The following is a 21,178-nucleotide window of genomic DNA, read 5'->3' on the forward strand; positions in this document are numbered from 1 at the left end:
TTGAATGAAGCGACAGCAGACCCGTTCGGCGAGCCGCATCGGCGGTAGATAGTTATAGGCCGTCGGAAAACATCGTAACGAATCCCCAAGCATGGCCGAACCCTCCACGAAGGCGCAGATTGACTATGCTGGGTGGGAACCGATTTTCAGCGAGGGATTTATGGACGATCCAGTCGACAACAAGCCGCCCACCCTGTTGCAGATGATGCACAGCGTGCTCGCCGCGGCTTTTGGTGTGCAGAGCGGCAAGAATCGCGCCCGGGATTTCACCCACGGCAAACCAAGCCACTTCGTGATACTGGGGATCGCTTTCACGGTGATCTTCGCCTTGACGTTGTTTGGCATCGTCAAGCTGGTGGTGCATCTGGCGGGGTTGTAGCTCCCTTCAACACCATACATGACCCTGTGGGAGCGAGCCTGCTCGCGATAGCGATTGTTCAGTCAAGCATGAAGCGACTGACACACCGCTATCGCGAGCAGGCTCGCTCCCACATTGGGTTGCGCGTTGAGTTGAAAATTATTGATGACTGACCCAGAACACCGCCGTGCCCACCACCAGGATAATCAGGAACAGAATGGCCCAGGCATCAACGGTACTGTCGCTTTTCCTTGCTTTGGTCGAATTGCTCATTGCATCGCCTCTTGTCGGTTTTGTAGGTGATTGCATAGGGACTCGACCACAGTTAAGACGATGATTGCCCGCACGACAAATGTGGATTAGCCGATAACTTATCTCATTAGTCGATTTCGTTCTTTACATATACTCAAACATCACTTTTGCGCATAACTCAAAACAGGTATCTTGCACCGGCTCCTCTAGGAGTGCGCGGCCGTGCGCGCAGAATTGCCGAGGCAGAACCCGATTCCAGCGAGCCAAGACGCAGCTGTTTCTGATCGGCCCAAGCCTGAGACCGAGACTTATATGTACGTATATGACGAGTACGATCAGCGGATCATCGAGGACCGCGTCAAGCAGTTCCGTGATCAGACCCGACGCTATCTGGCAGGCGAGCTGAGCGAAGAAGAATTCCGCCCTCTGCGCTTGCAGAATGGCCTGTATATCCAGCGCTTCGCCCCGATGCTGCGCGTGGCCGTGCCTTATGGCCAACTGACCTCGCGCCAGGTGCGCAAGCTGGCGCAGATTGCCCGCGACTACGACAAGGGCTACGCCCACATCAGTACCCGGCAGAACGTCCAGTACAACTGGCCGGCGCTGGAAGACGTGCCTGAGATCCTCGCCGAACTGGCCACCGTGCAGATGCACGCGATCCAGACGAGCGGCAACTGCCTGCGCAACGTCACCACCGACCAGTTTGCCGGCGTCGCGGCCGATGAGCTGATCGACCCACGTCCATGGTGCGAAATCGTCCGTCAATGGACCACGTTCCACCCGGAATTCGCCTACCTGCCGCGCAAGTTCAAGATCGCCATCAACGGCTCGAGCTCGGACCGCGCGGCCATCGAAGTCCATGACATCGGCCTGGAAACGGTCTACAACGCCGCCGGCGAGCTGGGCTTCCGTGTACTGGTGGGTGGTGGCCTGGGCCGTACGCCGGTGGTCGGTGCGTTCATCAACGAGTTCCTGCCATGGCAGGACCTGCTGAGCTACCTCGACGCCATCCTGCGGGTATACAACCGCTACGGCCGTCGCGACAACAAGTACAAGGCGCGGATCAAGATCCTGGTCAAGGCCCTGACGCCTGAAGTGTTCGCCGAAAAGGTCGAGGCCGAAATGGTCCACCTGCGCGGCGGCCAGACCACCCTGACCGAAGCCGAAGTCCACCGTGTGGCCAAGCACTTCGTCGACCCGGACTACAAGGCCCTGGGCAACCAGGATGCGGAACTCGCCGCCCTCGACAAGGAGCATCCAGGTTTCGCCCGCTGGCGTACCCGCAACACGCTGGCTCACAAGAAGCCCGGCTATGTCGCGGTGACCCTGTCGCTGAAACCGACCGGCGTGGCGCCAGGCGATATCACCGACAAGCAACTGGACGCCGTCGCCGACCTGGCCGATCGCTACAGTTTCGGCCAACTGCGCACCTCCCACGAGCAGAACATCATCCTGGCCGATGTTGAACAGAGCCAGTTGTTCACCCTGTGGGGCGAACTGCGCGAACAAGGTTTCGCCACCCCGAACATCGGCCTGCTGACCGACATGATCTGCTGCCCGGGCGGTGATTTCTGCTCCCTGGCGAACGCCAAGTCGATCCCGATCGCCGAATCGATCCAGCGCCGCTTCGACGACCTGGACTACCTGTTCGATATCGGTGAGCTGGACCTGAACATTTCCGGTTGCATGAACGCCTGTGGTCACCACCACGTTGGCCACATCGGCATCCTGGGCGTGGACAAGAAAGGCGAAGAGTTCTACCAGGTCTCCCTCGGTGGCAGCGGCAGCCGCGACGCCAGCCTGGGCAAGATCCTCGGGCCATCGTTTGCCCAGGACGACATGCCGGATGTGATCGAGAAACTGATCGACGTGTACATTGAACAACGTACCGAAGACGAGCGTTTCATCGACACTTATCAACGTATCGGCATCGACCTCTTCAAGGAACGCGTCTATGCAGCGAATCATTAAGAACAACGAAGTCATCGACGAGACCTGGCACTTGCTGCCCAAGGACGCGACCCTCGATGGCATTTCCAATTGCGACGACCTGATCGTGCCCCTGGCCCTGTGGCGCGATCACGCCCACGCCCTCAAGGCCCGCGATGGCGGCCTGGGTGTGTGGCTGGACGCCGACGAGGAAGCCGAGGAAATCGGAGATGACGCCAATCAGCTCCAGGTCATCGCCCTGAACTTCCCGGCCTTCACCGACGGGCGCAGCTACTCCAACGCCCGTCTGTTGCGTGAACGCTACGGCTTCAAGGGTGAACTGCGGGCCATTGGCGATGTGCTGCGCGACCAGTTGTTCTACATGCGCCGCTGCGGTTTCGACGCCTTTGCCCTTCGCGCCGATAAAGACCCGTACGAAGCCCTCGAAAGCCTCAAGGACTTCTCGGTGACATATCAGGCGGCCAGTGACGAACCGCTGCCGCTGTTTCGTCGTCGCTGATTACCTGATACACAAAAAAGCCCTGGACCGGGTGACCGGTTCAGGGCTTTGTTTGTTGATGGATATTGAGAGCAGAACCTAATCTTCAGCCCGCCTTGGCCCCATGTGGAAGCGAGCTTGCTCGCGATAGCGGTTCGCCTGGGCAGGTGATGTTGAATGTACCGCCGCCATCGCGAGCAAGCTCGCTCCCACAAGGTTTAGTGGTGGCCACCCGCCTCGAATTACCAAAACCGCTGCTGGGTCAGGCGGCTCCACCAACTGAGCAGCACACGATCCACCGAACCGCTTGCCGCCATGCCGATGCGTTCCTGCAGGCTTTTGCGTTCGGCATAGTGCAGATGGTACAGCTCGGCACCCTTGGCCCTTTCGGCCAGGTACTCGTCGCTGGTTTTCAGCTCGTCCACCAAGCGCTTTTCCAGCGCCGCGACACCCAACCACACTTCACCTGTGGCAACGTCATCGATCGCCAGTTGCGGGCGGTACGTGGCGACAAAGTTCTTGAACAGCGCATGGGTAATGTCCAGGTCTTCCTGGAATTTTTCCCGGCCCTTCTCCGTGTTCTCGCCAAACACCGTCAACGTTCGCTTGTATTCGCCGGCGGTCAGCACTTCGAAATCGATGTCGTGTTTCTTCAGCAGGCGATTGACGTTGGGCAACTGCGCCACGACGCCGATGGAACCGAGAATCGCAAACGGGGCGCTGATGATCTTCTCGCCGATGCACGCCATCATGTAACCGCCGCTGGCCGCCACCTTGTCGATGCACACCGTCAACGGTACGCCGGCTTGGCGGATCCGCGCCAGCTGCGACGAGGCCAGGCCGTAGCTGTGGACCATGCCGCCGCCGCTTTCCAGGCGCAGCACGACCTCGTCCTTGGGCGTCGCCAGGGTCAGGAGGGCGGTGATTTCATGGCGCAGGCTTTCGGTGGCGGAGGCCTTGATGTCACCGTCGAAATCCAGCACGAAGACCCGAGGCTTGGCAGCCGGTTTGTCCTTCTGCTTTTTTTCGGCCTTTTCAGCCTTGCCTTCGCTCTTGCGCAGGGCCTTGAGCTGCTCCTTGTCCAGCAGCGTCTGCTCCAGGCGCTCGCGCAACGCTTTGTAGAAATCGTTGAGCTTGCTGACCTGCAGCTGCCCCACCGACTTGCGCCGCCCCTTGCTGCGCAGCGCAGCGAAACTGGCCATGACCACCAGGATGGCGATGACCAGTGTGACCGTCTTGGCCAGGAAACCGGCGTATTCGACGAAAAACTCCACAGCGACTCCTTAAATGCAATGCGCCATTTGAACGCAGGCGCGTAACGCTGCCAGCATACCCATGCGCTTGCCCTGCTACCAGCCATGAAATCTGTGGTTACGTTAGCTCGGACGAGCCTGGATAACGCTGTAACGGCCATTTCAAACAAGCGTATGTTTTTTCATTGACACGCCATCGCCATCCTCATAACCTCGCCAAACCTTCAACGTACCGGGATGACGCGGACGTGGGCAGCATTTATCTGATTCGACATGGCCAGGCCTCCTTTGGTGCGGACGACTACGATGTCCTCTCGCCCAACGGCATACGCCAGGCACAAGTGCTGGGCAGCCACTTGGCGCAGCTCGGTGTCGTGTTCGATCGCTGCCTCTCGGGCGACCTGCGTCGCCAACAGGACACCGCCACTGGCGCGCTGGGCCAGATGAGCGCAGCCGGCCTGCCGGTTCCGGAACTGGAAATCGACGCCGCCTTCAACGAATTCGATGCCGACGCGGTCATTCGCGCCCTGCTCCCGGACATGCTCTCCCAGGAGCCCGAGGCCCTCGACATTTTGCGCAACGCCGCGCAGAACCGCGCCGAGTTCCAGCGCATCTTCGCCTTGATCGTCGAGCGCTGGCTCAGCGGCCGCTACGACCCGCCGGGGCTGGAGAGCTGGCTGGGTTTCGTCGAACGGGTCCAGGCTGGCCTGCACCGCATCCTCGACAATGCCGACAAGACGCACAAGATCGCCGTGTTCACCTCCGGCGGGACCATCACCGCCCTGCTCCACCTGATTACCCAGATGCCCGCCAGGCAGGCCTTCGAGTTGAACTGGCAGATCGTCAACACCTCGCTCAACCAACTGAAATTCAGGGGCCGCGAGGTGGCCCTGGCTTCCTTCAACAGTCATGCGCACCTGCAACTGCTGAAGATCCCGGACCTCATCACCTTCCGCTGAGTCCGGTTTGCTGTAGACCCCTGCTGTATTACCCCGAATAAGGATCGAAACCATGACCTCCGTAGCCGACGCCGTAAAAGCCATGCAAGCCAAGTTCAACCCAGCCGCCGCTGCCGGCCTGGACCTGGTATTCGGTTTCAACATCACCGACGAAGACAAGCAGTACGCCCTGATCGTGAAGGACGGCACCTGCGACATCCAGGAAGGCGAGAATCCAGACGCCAACTGCACGCTGGTCCTGGACAGTCAGACCCTCAAGGACATCGTCAGCGGCGAAACCGACGGCATGCAAGCATTCATGGGCGGCAAGCTGCGCGTTGAAGGCGACATGATGCTGTCGATGAAACTGTCCGAGCTGTTCCCGTCCTGAGATCAGGTCGCCCTGGCTGTACCCAAATCCCGCCCTTGTGGCGGGATTTTTTGTTTCTCGCCGCAAACCTTACAATGCCCGTTCACCCCGCCTCGGCCTGAACATGGACATCGACCTCGCTCGCACTTTCCTGGAAATCGTCCGCCACGGCAGCCTCGCCGCCGCGGCAGAGAAACTGCACGTCACCCAGACGGCGATCACCGCCCGGGTCCAGAAGCTCGAAAGCCAACTTGGCTGCGGGTTGTTCGTGCGCAATCGGGCCGGCGCGCGACTGACCAGTGATGGCGAAGCCTTCGTGGTCTATGCCAACCAGCTCGTCCAGACGTGGGAGGCCGCCCGCCGTGACCTGCCGCTGCCAGAGGGCTATCGCAACGTCTTGCACCTGGGCGGCGAAGTCAGCCTGTGCAACCCCTTGATGCTCGCCTGGGCCGGCGAGCTGCGCCAGAAGATTCCCGGCCATGCCCTGCGCATGGACATCCGCGACGGCGAAAACCTGCTGCAGCAACTGGAGCTGGGCCTGCTGGACGCGGCGGTGGTGTATCAGCCCGAGTACTGGCCGCGGCTCCAGGTTGAGCAGTTGCTGGAAGAAAAACTGATCCTGGTGCGCCTGGCCGCTCGTCCCGAACCTTACGTGTACATCGACTGGAGTGCCGATTTCCGTCGCCAGCACGACACGGCGCTGCCGGACAAGGCCAAGGCCGCGGTGACCTTCAATCTTGGGCCCCTGGCGTTGCAGTACATCCTGGAAAACGGCGGCAGCGGTTATTTCCGCACTCGGGTCGTGCAGAGCTACCTGGACAGCGGCATTCTGGAGCGAGTGCCCAAGGCGCCGGAATTCAATTACCCGACCTACCTGGTGTATTCAAGGGACCGGGATTCGGCCGCGTTGCAGCAGGCGTTCGACGTGCTGCGGGACATCGTCAAGACTGGCAGCGACTGGTCTCAGCGCTGGGATCCGCTGGGATAATGGATTGGGTGGGCCGCTTCGCGGCCCAGCGGGAGCAAGCTCCCTCGCCACAAAAAGCGCTCAGGGGATAACCGTCATCGCTACTTTTGCATCAGCGCGGCGATGTCGTCCTTGATCCGCAACCGTTCTTTCTTGAGCTTATCCAGGTCGTCGTCGGTCACTACGGCGGTGGGTTTTTCAGCCTTCACGACTTTTGTATCGATTTTCGAATATCGAGTGATCAGCGCGTCGAGATCCTTGTCCTTTTCGCGTTTTTTCTGAATGTCGTCTTCTGTGCACTTCAGATCCTGGCAGAGATCATGGGACACCGGCATGGAGCACCTCCTTCGTGAGTTCGGTGACAAGTGCTTTTCTGGGCACTGCCTGTCAGCAGCATGGCCTTGCCGATCGGGTTCTGTCGACCGCCAATCCGACCAGCGGTGACCGTTCGTCGTGCCACGACGCGTTCCGATAAAACCTTCCCCCGAGCTTTTCCCTCCATTGATCAGTACCCAGAGAATCACCTGTACAACCTGTGTGGAGACTGACCTATGGACAGATTTACCCTGCGTCAACTCGGCCTGGCTGTTGCCCTGAGTAGCAGCATGGGCATGGCATGGGCCGCGACTTCCAGCGACTTTGTCGACAACGCGGCGGCCGGCGGCATTGCGGAGATCGAAACCGGCAAACTGGCGCTGCAAAAAAGCCAATCGGCGGACATCAAGGAGTTCGCCAACAAAATGATTGCCGACCACACCAAAGCCAACGAAGAGCTGAAGGCGCTGGCGAAAAAACATGACATCGAAGTACCAGACGACACCACGTTGATGAAAAAGGCCAAGGCCAAGATTCTTGACGTGCGCGATGAGTCCTTCGATCCGGCCTATGCAAATAACCAAGTGATGGCTCACGAAGAGACCGTCGCCCTGTTCAAGAAAGAGGCTGAGACCGTCACTGACGATAAGAAGCCTGGCAGTACCGAACTGAAGGCATTTGCCCAGAAAATGCTGCCGGACCTGCAGCATCACCTGGAAATGGCGAAGAAGCTTCAAGCGGCCCACCCTAGTAAATAACGCCATCGTCAATAAAAAAGCCCGACTCTCGAGTCGGGCTTTTTTATTGATCAGCTGTCGGCTGTGTCGATATCAGCATCAGTCTTGTCACCGGGTCCAGGCCGATCCGGTTCCGGCTTGAAACCGGGGCTGTAGGTGTTGTCGTTATCCTGATGATTTTTCTTCTGATCGACCTCACGGGCAGCACTGTGAGCCTCGTGTGTTTCAACCGGATTGGCAGGCTGGTTATCCGTCACTTGAGGATCGATTGCCGGATCGTTACGCGAGGCCGGGGTTTGCGTCTGGCCTTGTTGCTGAGTATTTGCAGAGTCGCTCATTAGACACCTCGTTCATGACCAGGCCGAATAGTGATCGGCCCTGCTTATTCGAAGGCAAAACGGCGGCTTGGGTTCCATTCTTTTACCGCGTTGGGCTCACTCGTCCAGTGCCGAACTGACCATCCGCGCCAATGCATCCGGGGTGTAGGGTTTGCTCAGCAGGTGGGTATCGGGGCTCAGTTGGTGATTGCGCGAGATGATGTCCCGGGTGTGTCCCGACGTGAACAGGACCGGCACCGGCGGGGTCTGTACCTTCGCCCAGGCCGCCAGGTCGGAGCTCTTGATCAGGCCGGGCATGACCACATCGGTGAAGATCAGGTCCACCGAGACGCCATCGAGCAACAATTTCATGGCCTCGTCGCCGTTGGCGGCGGTCAGGGTCCGATAGCCGAGCTGCTCCAACAACTCCACCGAGGCGCCGCGTACATCGTCGTTGTCCTCGACCACCAGGATGGTTTCCTCCAGGCCGGATCGAAGCTCGCGGGGTGGTGCCTGTTCCGGGGACTCGGGCTTGTGGCTGCGGGGAAAATACATATGCACCTGAGTGCCTTCGCCCGGGTGGCTGGCAATTTCGATGTGCCCTCCGCTCTGCTTGACGAACCCGAACACCATGCTCAATCCAAGCCCCGTGCCTTGGCCGTCGGTCTTGGTGGTGAAAAACGGCTCGAAGACCTGGTTCAGGACTTCGGGCGCCATACCCGCGCCATGATCGATCACCGACAGTCGCACGTAATCCCCTGCCGCAACTCCTTTGCCGGCACAGGACGATTCGTCCAGGACGATATTTTCCCCGAGCATTCTGATGACACCTTCGCCCCCCATGGCGTCGCGGGCATTGATCGCCAGGTTCAACAGGGCGTTTTCCAGCTGATTGCAATCGACGTGGATACACCAAGGCTCAGGAGGCAACGCCACCTCGATGCGGATGGTTTCGCCCAGGGCCCGCTGCAACAATTCACCCAGGCCTTCATAGATGCGCCGAGGGTTGTAGACCGCCGGTGACAACGGCTGGCGACGGGCGAAAGCCAGCAACTGCGACGACAGCTTGGCGCCCCGCTCCACGGCTTCGATGGATGCACCGACCCGCCGCTGGACATTGGGATTGTCAGGCTCGTGGCGAGCCAGCAAGTGCAGGTTGCCGGCGATCACCTGGAGCAGGTTGTTGAAGTCATGGGCCACGCCTCCCGTGAGCCCGCCGATGGCCTCGAGTTTCTGCGATTGACGCAACTGCTCCTCGGCCGCCAACCGCGCCTGCACTTCACTGGCGACGCGTTGTTCCAGGTCGCGGGTGAACTTGAGCAGCGACGCTTCGGCGGTCTTGCGCTCGTTGATATCGATCAGTACGCCGGGAAACCGCAGGGGCTTGCCCAACGCATCGAACTCGCATCGCCCGCTGGCCAGCACCCAAAGGTAATCGCCCTCGCCACGGCGCAAGCGATATTCGGCGGTGTAGGGAGCGCCCGTGCGCACGGTCAGGTCGACCCGTTGTTCGACGTCGTCGATGTCGTCCGGATGGATGCGCTGGCGAGCGATCTGGATGGGCAGTGCATCCAGCGGGCACTCGGGCGGATAACCGAAAGTACGGGCGAAACGTTCATCGCCAGACAGCGTGTCGGTGGCGATATCCCAGACGAACGACCCCAGCAACGGCCCGGCCGAAAGCGCCAATTGGATACGCTCATTGACCGCACGGTAGCTGCGCTCGGCCTCTTGCCGGGCCCGCTCGCTCAGCACCAGCTCGGTGGTTTCCACGACAATCGCCAACACGCCGGCAGGCGAATGGTCATCGTCGGGGACCGGGCTGTAGTAGAGATCCAACCAGACGTCTTCGGGCTTGCCGTCGCGCAGCAGCACCAGCTCCTTGTTGCGGTAGGACAAGGTGCCGCCGCCCAGGCACACGTCCAATACGTGGCGGTTGAATTCGGCCACCTCCGGCCATCCCAGCTCCACCGCGCTCCCCAGCAGGTAGGGATGGCGGCCGCCGGCGAATTCGGCATAGGCGTCGTTATAGATCATGTAGCCCTGGCGGCCCCACAGCATGACCATCGGCAATGGTGAAGCGAGCATCAGTTGGACCGCGCTGCGCAGGCTGGCGGACCAGTGCTCGATCGCACCCAGCTCCGTGCGACGCCAATCGTAGGCCCGGATGCGCCGGGCCATTTCTCCGTCCCAACCGGGACACCCGTTACTTTGGGATAAGAACTTCATGGAACGTCTCTCACCTCAAGCTACCAGCAGGGAAGCGGCATACCACAAGTCCCTTGTGCTAGTGCTTCGAGCGCGAGGTTGGCAATTGGTTTCATGCAGACTGACGACGCCAACCCTTTGTGGCGAGGGGATTTATCCCCTCGCCACAGATTTCAACCAAACATTCAGCGAAAATCCCGACTGCGCACATTGATGCCCGCCAGCAAACCGCTCAAATCGCTCAGGCGCCCGGCAATCAGATGACGGACCTCGCCGACACTTTCCCAGCGCCCGTCCACCCTGAGCAATTGCGACCCTACCAGGACCTTGCGCTGGCGTTCGGCCAAGTCGCGCCAGACCACTACGTTGAGATTGCCGAACTCATCTTCCAAAGTGACAAAGGTCACCCCGCTGGCCGTGCCTGGACGTTGGCGACCAGTGACCAGCCCCGCGACGCTGACGTGGCGGCCATGCTCGACAGCCTGCAATTCCCGGGAGCTGCGACAGCGTCGGGCGCGCAATTCGGAACGCAGCAAGGCCAGCGGATGAGGCCCCAGCGTCGTGCCCAGGGTGGCGTAGTCGGCGAACAGGTTTTCCCCCACCGTGGGTGTCGGCAAGGCCACGGTGGGCTCTTCCGGGCTGGGCAGACCCGCGAACAAGCCCAGTTGTTTTTCCACTCCGGCAATTTCCCAACGGGCGCGATGGCGGTCGCCGGCCAGGCCGCGCAAAGCGTTGGCGTCCGCCAGTTGCTCCAGGGCCCGGGCGTCGAGTCGAGCCCGTTCGCCCAGGTCGGCCACATCGCTGAAAGCCCGCTGCCCGCGTGCCACCTCGATACGCCGGGCATCGTCCTCTCTAAACCCCTTGATCAGACGCAAGCCCATGCGAATCGCCGGCTGGCGGCCTTCCATCGGTTCCAGGCTGCATTCCCAGTCGCTGGCCCGCACGTCCACCGGACGGATCTGCAACTGATGCCGGCGAGCATCCTGGAGGATCTGGTCCGGGCTGTAGAAACCCATGGGCCAGCTGTTGATCAAGGCACAGGCGAACGCCGCCGGCTCGTGGCATTTGAGCCAACTGCTGGCGTAGGTCAGCAAGGCGAAACTGGCGGCATGGGATTCAGGAAAGCCGTAATTGCCGAAGCCCTTGATCTGTTCAAAGAGCTGCGCGGCGTATTCAGGTTTGTACCCTTTGGCCGCCATCCCGTCGGCCAATCTTTTCTTGTGGGGTTCGAGCCCGCCGTGGCGCTTCCAGGCGGCCATGGAACGACGTAACTGGTCCGCTTCGCCCGGGCTGTAGCCAGCGGCGACAATGGCGATCTGCATGACCTGTTCCTGGAACAGCGGAATGCCCAAGGTGCGGCCCAGCACTTCTTTCAATTCCGACGATGGATAAGTGATCTTCTCTTCTCCATTGCGCCGCCGCAGGTAGGGATGCACCATCCCGCCCTGGATGGGTCCCGGTCGCACGATCGCCACCTCGATCACCAGATCGTAGTATTCCTTGGGCTTGAGCCTGGGCAACATCGCCATCTGCGCCCGGGATTCGATCTGGAACACGCCGATGGTGTCGGCGCGGCTGATCATCTCGAACGTGGCCCGATCATCCTTGGGCAACGACGCCAGGGTATGACGCACGCCCCGGTAATGCGCGATCAAGTCGAAACAGCGACGAATCGCGCTGAGCATGCCCAGGGCCAGGATGTCCACCTTGAGCAGCCCGACCGCATCGAGGTCGTCTTTGTCCCACTGGATGATGGTGCGCTCGGCCATCGCGGCGTTCTCGACCGGCACCAGGGTGTCCAAGGGTTGCTGGGAAATCACGAAGCCGCCGGGGTGTTGGGACAGGTGCCGGGGGAAGCCGATCAGTTGCTGGGTCAGGCTCAACACCCGACGCAGCACCGGGCTCTCCGGGTCGAAACCACCCTCGCGCAAACGCTCCAGCGGCGGTGCCTCATCGCTCCAGCGCCCGCAGCAATCGGCCAGTGCATTGACCTGGTCCGGCGGCAGGCCCAGGGCCTTGGCCACGTCGCGTACCGCCCCGGGGCCGTGATAGCTGCTGACCACGGCCGTCAACGCCGCGCGATGCCGGCCGTAGCGCTGGAACACGTACTGCAGGACCTCCTCGCGACGTTCGTGTTCGAAATCGACGTCGATGTCCGGTGGCTCATTGCGCTCGCGGGACAGGAAGCGTTCGAACAACATGTCCGTCTGTGCCGGGTCGATTTCGGTGATGCCCAGGGCGTAGCACACCGCGGAGTTGGCCGCCGAGCCCCGGCCCTGGCAGAGAATGTGACGGCTACGGGCGAAACTGACGATGTCCTGCACGGTGAGGAAGTAGCTGTCGTAGCCCAGTTCGGCAATCAATTCCAATTCCTTGTCGATCTGCACGCGCACCTTTTCTGTGACGCCGTTCTTCCAGCGCTCGCGCATGCCGCGCGCGGTCAGTTCCCGCAGCCAGGACGCCGGATCATGGCCCTCGGGCACGAGCTCGCGGGGGTATTCATAGCGCAACTGACCGAGGTCGAACGTGCAGCGCCGGGCGATGTCCAGGGTTTCATCGAGCAAGGCGCGGGGGTAGAGATCGGCCAGGGCCTGGAGGCTGCGCAAGTGGCGTTCGCCGTTGGGGTGCAGACGCTGACCGGCCTCGGCAACGGTGACGTGGTGGCGAATGGCGCTCATGGTGTCTTGCAAGGCGCGGCGACCCCGCACATGCATATGCACGTCGCCCGTGGCGACGGCAGGAAGACCCAGGCGTTCGGCCAATGCGAGCAAGTCCGCGAGCCGTCGCTGGTCGTCTTGACCGCAATGCAACTGCACGGACAGCCAGAGTCTTTCGTTGAACACCTGTCGGAGCCAGCGCCCTTGCGCCTCGGGCGTCTTGCCATCGGGGACCCACAGGGCGAGCAGCCCTGGCAGCGGCTCGTCGAAGTCTTCTCGGACGATGCGATAACGGCCCTTTTCGCTGCGCCGCCGTGCGCGGGTGATCAGCCGGCACAAGGTTTGGTAGCCCTCGAGGTTTTCCACCAACAGCACCAGCTTCGGACCGTTCTCGACCTGGATTTCGCTGCCGACGATCAATTGCAAGTCCAGTTCCTTGGCTGCCTGCCAGGCCCGGACGATGCCGGCCAAGGTACATTCATCCGTCACCGCCAGGGCCCGATAGCCCTGCTGTTTGGCGCGACGGCACAATTCCAGGGCGCTGGAGGCGCCGCGCTGGAAGCTGAAGTTCGACAGGCAATGCAGCTCGGCATATTCGACGCTCATGCGAACCAACCTTGCAGCCACAACGGTCCGCCCTCGCCCACCGGTCGATAGGCCCAGCCGCGTTGGCCGGCGCGGGTTTCGATCAGGTAGTAATCACGGCGCACATCGGCGCCGTCCCACCAGCCGGACTCGATGCGCTCCGGGCCCATGAGGATTCGCGCCTGGCCTTCAGGCAAGACCTGGGGCTCGCCAAGCAGCCAGCCGGGACGCTGGACATCATCGCGCAGCGGACACATCTGTTGTTGCGGCTGGGGTTTCATCTGCCAGGCGCACTCGGGGCGGTGGTCATCGCCAAATCCCAACCCTTGCACGGCTTCGTCACCGAGGCGCGCCCGCAGCCGTTCGCGCAGTTGTTCCCACGGCAAGGACTGCTGGGGACGCTCGTCGAACAATTCCAGGCGCTGGGGCACGAAGCTCGGCAGGTCTTCGGCACACAAGCGAAAACCGCGCACGGGCGCCTCGACCTGCACCTGCTCGAGACGGCCACGGGCCAGCTCGAACAGCATCGAAGCATCCCGCTCGGCGCTGAGCAGGCCGACCTTGATCACCGTGTCCGGCAAACCGGCGTGTTCCAGGTGCAAATCAAAACGCTGCACGCCGCTGTCGCGGCCGCACAGGTAGGCCGACAGGTCACCGGTCAAACGTCGCAGAGGAAACAGCAATGCCTGGTGGGACTGCACGTCGTAGTTGAGTTCGATGCGCACATCGAAACGGTCCGGGGGCAGGTAGAACGACAGCGCCAGGGTGCGGCTGCCCACCAGCGCATCGAGGTGCTTGAGCATGTCGGCTTCGAAGCGCCGCGCCAGGGTGTGCCGGGGCAAGGCCTGGACTTGGCTGAGCCGGCGCAGGCCCATGCGCGACAAGGCCGTGGCAGCTTCGGGCGCCAGGCCGACTCGGTCCACTGGCATCTGTCCCAGGTACGCTTGCAAGGTCTCGTTATCGGGCACGACCAGGGCGTCGTAAGCATTGGCCAGCATCCGCGCCGCCACGGGATTGGGGGCGGCGACGATGCGATGCCGAAAACCCAGCTCAGTCAATTCGGCCCGCAACCGCGCCTCGAACACCGGCCATGGCCCGAACAGCCCCAGGCTCGACTCGATTTCGAACAGCACCGTGCGTGGATAATGCACGCTCACCTGGGAGCTGAAACGATAGGCCCAGGCCGCCAGGAATCGTTGCCAGTTTTCGATCGGCGCCGCGTCGTACTCGGCGGTGGCGAACCCTTTGCTCAAGGCCTGGGCCGCGGTCATGGTCTGGCCGGGGCGCAGGCCCAGGGCGCGCGCCGGTTCATTGACCGCTTGCAGCACCCGGCGCTGGGCCGGGCCGGTCAGCAGCGCCAGGGGCTCGCTGGGGTCGGGGCGCTGGCGCAGCGCGGCATCCAGCGCCAATTGCGGGAAGAGAATACAGACCCAGCGCATCGCAACCTCAATGCCCTGTCTGGGGGGAACGCAATCGGCGCCGAACGCGCCAGCCCGCCCCGGGACTTGAGCACCCGCAATTGTGCGGGCCGGGAATCGATGGCGATGCGCAGGGCCGCCGGGGACGGGTTGATGGCTTCCTGGATCGAGCGCCAGGCGAACGCCAGCGTCTGGCCGGTTTCCGCCGCGACCTGCAAACGGCGCAAGGCCCGGTCATCCGCCTGGCGCGGCCAGCACAACACCGCGCCGCAACTGCCCGAGCGCAGACATTGTTCGGTGGCCCATAAGGCCTCCCGTGGATCGGCCTGGATGATCGACAACTGGCGCAAGTCCACCCCGGCGTTTCGCCAGGCCTGGGGATAGGGCACGAACGGCGGCGCCACCAACACGATCCGCTCCCCCGCCGCCGACAGCCGCGCCAGGGTCGGCCACACCAGTTGCAATTCGCCCACGCCCGGCGCGCCGATGAGAATTTCCGTCAACGCCGCTTCCGGCCAGCCACCACTGGGCAGTGCCGCATCCAGTACGGCGTGGCCGGTGGGCTGTGGACTGGCGGCCGGCGGCGCAGGCCGGCCCTTCCAGACCTGGCCGCCATTGAACAGCGTGTCCAGCGCAACGACGGCGCCCATCAGCCTTGTCTCACCAGGCCACAGAACACGCCTTCTATCGCCAGGTCCTGGTCGGCTTCGACGATGATCGGCTGATAGGCTGGGTTGCGTGGCAACAGGCGTACGCGCTCGCCGACTCGCTCAAAACGCTTGATGGTCACTTCACCGTCCAGGCGCGCCACGACAATCTGCCCATTGGAAGCCTGGGGCGTGCGTTGCACACCCACCAGATCGCCGTCGAGGATACCGTCCTCGATCATCGAATCGCCCTGGACCCGCAGCAGGTAGTCCGGCGCTTTGGTGAAGATCGCCGGGTCCAGCAACAGACGGCTGTGGACCTCGGCATCGGCACCGATCGGCAGGCCGGCGGCCACCCGTCCCAACACCGGCACATCCAACAGTTCGGGACGCGGCGGCTGATTCAACAGCCGGATGCCCCGGGCCTGGTGCGGATTGACTTCGATGAAACCGGCTTCGGTGAGCGCCAACACATGCTTGCGCGCCACGCTGCGAGAGGCGAAACCAAACGCCTCGCTGATTTCAGCGAGGCTGGGAGGCTGGCCCTGTTCGGCGATGCGTTCGCGGATAAAGGTCAGGATGGCGGTACGGCGGGGAGTGAGAGTCGTCATGGAGTACATTTGTACTCCTGTCGGTTTTTTCTGACAAGCGCCGCCAGTCAGTTCACGGGTTGACTGCGCAAAATCAAATTGACCGTGTTGAATGATTTAGGGGCTGCCGACGCAGCCCAGTGGGAGCAAGCTCCCTCGCCACGGGTTCACCCTATTGCTCAAGTAACCAGCGTATCCCTGTGGGAGCGAGCTTGCTCGCGATGGCGGTGAGTCAGCTTGCAAACAGGTTGAATATACTGACGTCATCGCGAGCAAGCTCGCTCCCACAAGGGATAGGCATAAAGCTACAGACCCGCCAGATAAGCCCAGGGAAAAATCCCCCGCTCGTGGCCATCGCTAAAGACCAACTGCACCCCATAACCCTGGCTATTGACCCCAACCACCCGGACCCGCGAATCAACCTGCACCGCCACGCCTTGCAGGCGAAACGCTCGACACCGCGAGCATGGGCATTGCCGGCGCAGCTCGGCATGGTCCAACTGTTGTTCGCGCCCATCAGGCCAACTCAGGCGCAACAGCCCCTTCTCCCGTGAATTGCCAATCGCCAGCGGGCTCATTGCAGTTGGCCCAAGGCAATGCGCACAGCCTTGCGTACCTCCGGATCGCCATCCTCCTGGGCGGCCTGCAACGCCGCAATGGCAGCAGGATCGTTCAACTCGCCCAAGGCCAGTGCTGCCTCCTTGCGCAGATTGCTGATGCGGTGGCCCAGGGTTTCGATCAATGCCGCCAGGGCCGGGGCGTAGCGCAAACGACCCAGGCTGCGGGTCGCCCGCAAGCGCACTTGCCAGTAGTCGTCCGCCAAGGCATCGATCAGGGCCGGGCCGGCATCGGCGTGACCGACCTTGCCCAGCGTTGTAGCGGCTTCTTCGCGAACCGCCCACGCCGGGTCCCGCAAGGCCTGGCGCAGGGCTGGCAACACTTGCTCATCCGAAGCCAGGCCAAGGGCACCGGTGGCCGCGCGGCGTACTTCGCTGTCCGGGTCATCACTGGCGAGCCGGGCCAAGGCTGGCAAGGCGCCGAGGTGCTTGAGCCAGCCCAGCACGCCAACCGCTTCGCGGCGCACGCCAGCATCGTCATCGGCCAGGGCGGCGATGGATGCTGGCGCGGCATCGCCCAGGCGCAACTCGCGCAAGGCCCGGAAGGCCGCGACGCGGACACCGGCGTCGGCATGTGTCGTCCAAGGCAGGATCACTCTTCCTGCCGCCTCGCTCTTGAGCAGGCTCAAGCTTTGGGCAGCAGCGGCCTGCACCGTCGGTGATCGATCGGTCAGGGCTTCGCACAAGCCTGCGACCACCGGCTCGTCCTCCCAGGCTTCGAGCAATCGCGCGGCTTCGGCGCGCACCTCGGCGCTGGGGTCACTGGCCAGGCGATCCACAAGCCACAACAGGCCTTCGGGCTCTTCAAGGTCGGCCAGTTCGATAAGGGCGATGCGGCGCACACCGGCGTCCTCGTCGGTAAGACGCGGTTGCAGGGCGAGAATGTCTTGGTTGTCGGTATTTTCAAATAGAGAGGTCATAGGGCAAATCGCGGCAAGGAGGTTTCAGGGGGCAACCCGAGGGGATTGAGGCGCGGCAATTGCTGGCCATCTTCATGACGCAGCAGCTCAAGGCAGTGGCGCTTCAATCGGGAGAATTCAGGGCTCGTCACCAGCTCAGTCGTGCGTGGCCGAGGAAAATCCAGGCGCAGATCCTCGATGATGCGACCCGGCCGTGGGCTCATCACCAGCAAGCGATCGGCCAGGAATAGCGCCTCGTCGATGTCGTGGGTGACGAACACAACGGTGGTGCGGATGCGCGTCCAGATGTCCAGCAACAACTCCTGCATGTTCAAGCGCGTCAGTGCATCCAGCGCGCCGAAGGGTTCATCCATCAGCAACAAGCGCGGGCGGTTCACCAGCACCCGTGCGATCTCCACTCGCTGCTGCATGCCACCGGAGAGCTGGTCCGGCCAGTGCCCGGCAAAACCCTCCAGGCCCACCGAGGCGAGCATCTCATCGGCGGCTCGTTGTCGTTCGACTTTGCCCAGGCCACGCATCTTCAGGCCAAAAGCAACGTTGTCGCGCACGCTGCGCCATGGAAACAAAGTGTGCTGCTGGAACACCATGCCGCGCTGAGGCGAGGGACCGGCCACCGGCACCGCGTCGACGTTCAGCGTACCGGTGCTCGGTTGCAGATGCCCGGCAAGGGCACCGAGCAAGGTCGATTTGCCGCAACCGGACGGCCCCAGGATGCAGACGAACTGGCCCGCCTCGATCTGGCAATCGAGCCCCTGCACCGCTTCGAAGGCCTGGGCACCCTGGCCCAGGACAATGGACAACTGGCGGATGTCGATCCGCCCTTCAGGCGTTTGCATTGCACTCATCAGGCTTTTCCTCGGGGCCGGTGCCAAGGCGTGAACAACCCGCCCAGGCGCTTGATCAACAAACTACTGCCCATCCCCAGCACGCCGATCAGCAACATGCCGACCACGATGTCGGGGTAGTTCTGCACGGTGTAGGACGCCCAGGTGTAGTAGCCGATGCCGTACTGGCCGGCGATCATTTCCGCCGTCACCAGGCAGAACCAGGACGTGCCCATGCCGATGGCGAGGCCAGTGATGATGCTCGGCGCGGCGCCCGGCAGAATCACTTCCAGCAGGATGGCCCGGCGTCCCGCCCCGAGGCTTTTCGCTGACGCGACCAGCCGCCGGTCCACCCCTTCGACGCCGTGCACGGTGTTGAGCAGGATCGGGAACAGCGCGCCGGTGAAGGTGATGAACACCATCGACAATTCCGACGACGGGAACATCAGAATCGCCAACGGAATCCAGGCCACCGCCGGGATCGGCCGCAGGACTTCCAGTGGCGGCAACAGCAAGTCTTCGGCCCATTTCGAACGACCGATGGCCACGCCCAGCGCCACGCCAATCAGCAGCGCCGCACCGTACCCGGCAAAGACCCGCCCCAGGCTGCTGCCCAGGTGCCGCGCAAGATTGCCCGATTCCCCCTGGCCAAGCGCGGCCTGGAGTACCGCCAATGGGGCCGGGACGTTGGCGAAGGTCACCAGGCCGAGGTCCCAATGACCGTCGGCGGCGAGCTGCCAGAACAGCAGGCAGAGCAGCAGTGAAGCGGCTCGCAGGAGCCAGCGTTTGGGTGATGGGTACACAAATCTTCCTCCGGAGTGGAATCCTTGTGGGAGCGAGCTTGCTCGCGATGGCGTCAGGTCAGTTGAAATCGAATTGGCTGACACACCGCTATCGCGAGCAAGCTCGCTCCCACAGGGGACGGTGTCAGGTCAACGGGCGGCGACCGCCTGGGTCGTCGCCTCGGTGAAATCCAGGACCTTGCCGCCCTGCTGCGCGGCAAACTGCTCGGCCTGCCCTTTCAACAGGAACGCGCTGAGCTGGCCCTTGGCATCGCTGGCGAACCACGCCTGCTCGGCCAGCAGCTTGATCCCGCTGTCGCTGGCCTGTGCGTAGACGGCTCGGATACCCTTGCCTTCCTGCTTGAGGCTCGCCAGCGCGGTGAAGGCTGACTGCGCGGAGGCGTAATGGCGCACTTTCGGCTCGCCGCGTACCCAGATTTCGGCCACGTGGCGGGCATCGGTGATGGCCTGGCCGGTCGCAGTATCGGCGCTGCCCAGCGGGGTCTGGGCGTAGTTGGCCAGTTGCGCGGTGTAATCCAGGTACGAAGCCTTGAAGGCGGCGCGGATGTACTGGTCATCGATGAAGGTGTTGAGGTCCAGCCCGCGATCGGCTTTCTTCAGCAGCTTAAGGGTGTCGATGGCGGTGCCCACGGCCTGGCGGTATTCCGGTTTCCAGGTCAGGTCGCGGGTCTGCACGCCCAGCGGCCCGTGGAACAGATAATTGACCTCGGCATCCACGCCGGTGACCTTGGCGATCAGCTCGCTGTACTTCTCAGGCTCGGCGGCCAGCAACTGGTTGGCTTCGATGGATGCACGCAGGTAGGCGACGACGATTTCCGGGTACTTCCTGGCATAGGCCTGGTCCACCAGGGCGCCATGGAATGTTGGCGTCTTGGCCTGGGCGCCATCGTAGATCTTGCGGGCAAAACCACGGCTGGGGAACAGTTCGGCGAACGGCACGAAATCAGCGTGGGCGTCGATCTTACCGGCCTGCAACGCCGAGCCGGCGACCTCCGGTGGCTGGGCGATGATGTTCACATCCTTGAGTGGATCCCAGCCTTGGGCCGCGACGGCGCGCAGTAGCATGCCGTGGGCGGTGGAGGCAAAGGGCACGGAAATGGTCTTGCCCTTGAGCTCGGCCAGGGATTGAACGCCCGAGGCGCTCGGCACGACGATGCCATTGCCGCTGCCCTGGGTGCTGCCCGACAACACGCTGATGAACAGGCTGTGCTTGCCAGCGGTTTCGAACGCCACGCCATTGAAGGCGCCGGGAAAATCGGCCATGGCGCCGAAGTCGAGCTTGCCCGCCACCATCTCGTTGGTCAGTGGCGCGCCGCTGGTGAAGTTTTTCCACTGGATGTCGTATTGGGCATCCTTGTACGCGCCGTCGTGGGGCAGGTATTTGTCCAACAGGCCCAACTCCCGAATCAACAACCCACCGGCGGCGCAGTTGATGGTGGTGTCCTGGGTGCCGATGGCGATGCGGATGGTTTCTGCCTGGGCAGGCAGGGTCAATGAAGCCAGTACCAGACCGGCCAATGCTGCACGCAATAACATGGGTGTGTCCCCTCGAATCGTTTATGGGTATTTCGTCTCCGCCGCGATCAGGGCGCGGTGGGAAACGAGGGGTGTTGTGGGTTTAGCGTCCGGGGTGGCCGGATGGCTTTTTGTGGTGTCTGTGGTGGCCTCTTCGTCGGAATGCCGCCCGGAGCAGGCTCGCGATGGCGTCGTCGCAATCAGCGCAACAGATACGGAATCTCGACTTTCACCGCCCCCGTCGGGCAGTCTTTTTCACAGGGCATGCAATACCAGCACTCATCGAACGCCATGTAGGCCTTCTGCGTTGCAGGGTTGATCGCCAGCAAGTCCATGGGGCAGACATCGACGCAGACCGTGCAGCCTTTGTGGGCGATGCATTTGTCCTCGTCCACGGTGACGGGGGCGTTGGAGCGGAAGAAGATTTCCTGGGGTTGGTAGACCATGGGCGTTCTCTTT

Annotated in this window: 20 protein-coding genes and 1 pseudogene; 7 read left to right on the top strand and 14 right to left on the bottom strand. The window is 62.4% G+C overall.

Translation table 11 applies throughout. The features are described from left to right. Window positions 1-160: 160 nt before the first annotated feature. From J3Q04_RS15300 to J3Q04_RS15310, 3 genes are all read left to right on the top strand, one after another. A complete protein-coding gene (locus tag J3Q04_RS15300; protein WP_024781254.1) occupies window positions 161-379 on the top strand; it encodes a DUF2970 domain-containing protein in 219 nt (72 codons plus the stop codon). A 543-nt stretch (window positions 380-922) separates the two neighbouring features. Then, a complete protein-coding gene (locus J3Q04_RS15305) occupies window positions 923-2,581 on the top strand; it encodes a nitrite/sulfite reductase (protein ID WP_420764499.1) in 1,659 nt (552 codons plus the stop codon). Continuing rightward, window positions 2,565-3,059, top strand: coding sequence for a DUF934 domain-containing protein (locus J3Q04_RS15310; RefSeq protein ID WP_420764500.1), 495 nt, complete (start codon window positions 2,565-2,567; stop codon window positions 3,057-3,059). The genes J3Q04_RS15305 and J3Q04_RS15310 overlap by 17 nt, the downstream gene beginning before the upstream one ends. Window positions 3,060-3,280: 221 nt before the next feature. Here the strand turns inward: J3Q04_RS15310 and sohB are convergent, their stop codons facing one another. Then, entirely contained in the window at window positions 3,281-4,312 is a 1,032-nt protein-coding gene (sohB, locus tag J3Q04_RS15315; RefSeq protein WP_434610833.1) for a protease SohB, read from the bottom strand. Between the two features lie 227 nt (window positions 4,313-4,539). Between sohB and J3Q04_RS15320 the strand changes: the two genes are divergently transcribed. From J3Q04_RS15320 to J3Q04_RS15330, 3 genes are all read left to right on the top strand, one after another. Further along, window positions 4,540-5,250: a histidine phosphatase family protein gene (locus tag J3Q04_RS15320; protein WP_434610830.1), complete on the top strand. Its 711-nt coding sequence runs from the start codon at window positions 4,540-4,542 to the stop codon at window positions 5,248-5,250. A gap of 52 nt (window positions 5,251-5,302) precedes the next feature. After that, entirely contained in the window at window positions 5,303-5,620 is a 318-nt protein-coding gene (locus J3Q04_RS15325) for an SCP2 sterol-binding domain-containing protein (RefSeq protein WP_016774477.1), read from the top strand. A gap of 103 nt (window positions 5,621-5,723) precedes the next feature. Continuing rightward, window positions 5,724-6,587, top strand: coding sequence for a LysR family transcriptional regulator (locus J3Q04_RS15330; RefSeq protein WP_420764503.1), 864 nt, complete (start codon window positions 5,724-5,726; stop codon window positions 6,585-6,587). Window positions 6,588-6,667: 80 nt separating this feature from the next. Here J3Q04_RS15330 and J3Q04_RS15335 read toward each other — a convergent pair whose 3' ends face one another. Continuing rightward, the gene (locus J3Q04_RS15335; protein ID WP_420764504.1) at window positions 6,668-6,901 is read right to left on the bottom strand and encodes a YdcH family protein; all 234 of its coding nucleotides are present in this window, start codon (window positions 6,899-6,901) and stop codon (window positions 6,668-6,670) included. A gap of 216 nt (window positions 6,902-7,117) precedes the next feature. Here J3Q04_RS15335 and J3Q04_RS15340 point away from each other — a divergent pair, with 216 nt between their 5' ends. Further along, on the top strand, window positions 7,118-7,639 hold the full coding sequence (locus J3Q04_RS15340; RefSeq protein WP_420764505.1) for a DUF4142 domain-containing protein: 522 nt from the start codon (window positions 7,118-7,120) through the stop codon (window positions 7,637-7,639). A 50-nt stretch (window positions 7,640-7,689) separates the two neighbouring features. Here J3Q04_RS15340 and J3Q04_RS15345 read toward each other — a convergent pair whose 3' ends face one another. From J3Q04_RS15345 to J3Q04_RS15400, 12 genes and pseudogenes are all read right to left on the bottom strand, one after another. Further along, window positions 7,690-7,956, bottom strand: coding sequence for a hypothetical protein (locus J3Q04_RS15345; protein ID WP_434610826.1), 267 nt, complete (start codon window positions 7,954-7,956; stop codon window positions 7,690-7,692). Between the two features lie 96 nt (window positions 7,957-8,052). Beyond that, on the bottom strand, window positions 8,053-10,164 hold the full coding sequence (locus tag J3Q04_RS15350) for an ATP-binding protein (RefSeq protein ID WP_434610823.1): 2,112 nt from the start codon (window positions 10,162-10,164) through the stop codon (window positions 8,053-8,055). A 164-nt stretch (window positions 10,165-10,328) separates the two neighbouring features. Next, complete coding sequence (locus tag J3Q04_RS15355) at window positions 10,329-13,427, bottom strand: error-prone DNA polymerase (protein WP_434610820.1); 3,099 nt, start codon at window positions 13,425-13,427, stop codon at window positions 10,329-10,331. Beyond that, the gene (locus J3Q04_RS15360; RefSeq protein WP_434610818.1) at window positions 13,403-14,824 is read right to left on the bottom strand and encodes a Y-family DNA polymerase; all 1,422 of its coding nucleotides are present in this window, start codon (window positions 14,822-14,824) and stop codon (window positions 13,403-13,405) included. The genes J3Q04_RS15355 and J3Q04_RS15360 overlap by 25 nt, the downstream gene beginning before the upstream one ends. A gap of 26 nt (window positions 14,825-14,850) precedes the next feature. Then, window positions 14,851-15,453, bottom strand: a pseudogene (imuA, locus tag J3Q04_RS15365) (translesion DNA synthesis-associated protein ImuA); the annotation flags it as partial. Next, window positions 15,453-16,070 carry a transcriptional repressor LexA gene (lexA, locus tag J3Q04_RS15370; protein ID WP_420764511.1) on the bottom strand — a complete coding sequence of 206 codons (618 nt, stop codon included), beginning with the start codon at window positions 16,068-16,070 and terminating at the stop codon, window positions 15,453-15,455. The pseudogene imuA and the gene lexA, both read right to left, overlap by 1 nt. A 275-nt stretch (window positions 16,071-16,345) precedes the next feature. Then, a complete protein-coding gene (locus tag J3Q04_RS15375; RefSeq protein WP_420764512.1) occupies window positions 16,346-16,618 on the bottom strand; it encodes a DUF971 domain-containing protein in 273 nt (90 codons plus the stop codon). Further along, on the bottom strand, window positions 16,615-17,577 hold the full coding sequence (locus tag J3Q04_RS15380; RefSeq protein ID WP_420764513.1) for a HEAT repeat domain-containing protein: 963 nt from the start codon (window positions 17,575-17,577) through the stop codon (window positions 16,615-16,617). The genes J3Q04_RS15375 and J3Q04_RS15380 overlap by 4 nt, the downstream gene beginning before the upstream one ends. Continuing rightward, complete coding sequence (locus J3Q04_RS15385) at window positions 17,574-18,422, bottom strand: ABC transporter ATP-binding protein (RefSeq protein WP_420764514.1); 849 nt, start codon at window positions 18,420-18,422, stop codon at window positions 17,574-17,576. The genes J3Q04_RS15380 and J3Q04_RS15385 overlap by 4 nt, the downstream gene beginning before the upstream one ends. Next, window positions 18,422-19,204, bottom strand: a complete 783-nt coding sequence (locus J3Q04_RS15390; protein WP_434610814.1) for an ABC transporter permease — start codon at window positions 19,202-19,204, stop codon at window positions 18,422-18,424. Before J3Q04_RS15390 ends, J3Q04_RS15385 begins: the two co-directional genes overlap by 1 nt. A gap of 129 nt (window positions 19,205-19,333) precedes the next feature. Beyond that, the gene (locus J3Q04_RS15395; protein ID WP_434610812.1) at window positions 19,334-20,740 is read right to left on the bottom strand and encodes an ABC transporter substrate-binding protein; all 1,407 of its coding nucleotides are present in this window, start codon (window positions 20,738-20,740) and stop codon (window positions 19,334-19,336) included. 179 nt (window positions 20,741-20,919) lie between these two features. Next, window positions 20,920-21,165: a 4Fe-4S dicluster domain-containing protein gene (locus J3Q04_RS15400; RefSeq protein WP_434610809.1), complete on the bottom strand. Its 246-nt coding sequence runs from the start codon at window positions 21,163-21,165 to the stop codon at window positions 20,920-20,922. Between the last annotated feature and the right edge of the window lie 13 nt (window positions 21,166-21,178).

The organism is Pseudomonas sp. D4-21, assembly GCF_051132125.1.
Lineage (GTDB): Bacteria > Pseudomonadota > Gammaproteobacteria > Pseudomonadales > Pseudomonadaceae > Aquipseudomonas.